The sequence below is a fragment of the Mycobacterium sp. TH-M82 genome (assembly GCF_057473605.1).
The window spans coordinates 1-1,451 of record NZ_JBYCKY010000090.1 but is presented as its reverse complement, the minus strand read 5'-3'; the positions used below and the strand labels follow the sequence as shown (position 1 = coordinate 1,451).

At 66.4% G+C, this 1,451-nt stretch carries 1 protein-coding gene; it reads right to left on the bottom strand.

The genetic code is table 11. The features are described from left to right. A partial coding sequence (locus AC2VON_RS02690) for a GMC family oxidoreductase N-terminal domain-containing protein (protein ID WP_486951554.1) occupies nucleotides 1-1,451 on the bottom strand: 1,451 nt, incomplete at both ends.

Below are 1,451 nucleotides of genomic sequence, written 5' to 3'. Positions count from 1 at the left end.
GGCAAGGCGGCGAACAGCTGTGCGCCGGATGCCCCCATCATCGCGGTGAGTGCCGGGATGAAGAAATCTTCGGAGGCTTTCTCGAATTTTCCGATGTTGTAGGTGATCCGGGGTGCCGGCTGGCCGTTGAGGTTTTTGATCACCGGGTCCAACGTGACGGTGTTGGTCAGATACGGCATGTCGGTGCCGAAAACATCCGTGCCGGCGAGCCGGTCGCGCAGCAGCGAGGCCCGCATCAGCTCCTTGAACGGGCGACCGAACAGTTGCACCCCCGGCAGAATCCCCAGGATCTGCTGGTAGAACTTGCCTTCGGCGATCGGCAGCTGGCCGCCGCCGAGCTCGGCCAGCCCGGCGCGGATGTAGGGCAGCCCGGCCAGGCGGGCAAAGGCCCGGGCCCCGGGGAAGTCGGGATCGTTGAAATCAAACATGCACTGCGTCGTGGAGCGGCCGCGGTTGGGATGCACCCGCTGGTCGAGGAAGACGGCGAAGGCGTCGTAGAAGTTTTGAAACATGATCCGCAGACCGATGCGTCCGTAGGGGTCGGGCAGCTCGGACAGCAACGCCAGCCACGGCGTCAAGATTGCCGAGCAGGCCAGCACGACCACGTCGGCGCTCTCACCGCCGGGCTTGCCCTGCGGGTCGATGTAGGAGACGCCGGTGGCCCGCCGGCCGGTGAAGTTCACCTTGAGGACCTGGGTGAGCGGGCGCAAGTCGGTCCGCCCGGTCTGCAGCGCCCGCCGCAGCGGGATAAGGGCGTTCGGCTTGGCCGAGATCGGGCACCCGTACCCGGAGCAGAACCCGCAGTTGTTACACGCCGGGGAGCCGTTGTAGTCCACCGAGTTGCACGCCATCGGGAAGTACAAGGGATGCAGCCCGAGGCGTTTGGCCCCCGCGGCGAGCAGCATCGCGGAGCGCTGCTGCGGCCCCGGCGGCATCGGGAAGGGCGTCTGTTGCGGCTGGTGTTTCTGGACGTGAGCGGGGATCGACCCGAGATCGCCCTGGACGCCGAGCAGCGTCTGCAGCTCGTCGTAGTAGGGCACCATGTCGCTGTACTCGAACGGCCAGTCGGCCATGTCTGCGCCGGGCACCGGGCCCAGGATCGACAGCCCCTTGAAGTCGATGTCCCACAGTCGGGTGAACTTGGAGTCCGAGTGCGGGAAGGTGCCACCGACCATGTTGGAAAGGTCGTTGACCGCGCCGACGTAGGTCTGCGCCGCGTTTTGGCTGGAGTTCTGTCGAAATGTGCGTGGGAACGCGATGGGGTCCGGCTGCTCGAAGTGGCGCGTGCTCTTGAGCTCGTCGTTGGAGAACACCGTCGAGAACGGCCCGTGTCCGGCGAGGTCGGAGTAGTAGCTCGGTCCCATCTCGAAGAGCACTACGTCCCAGCCGGCCTCGGCGAGCACCATGGCCGTCACCGACCCGCCGGCGCCCGAGCCGACGATGACCGCCTT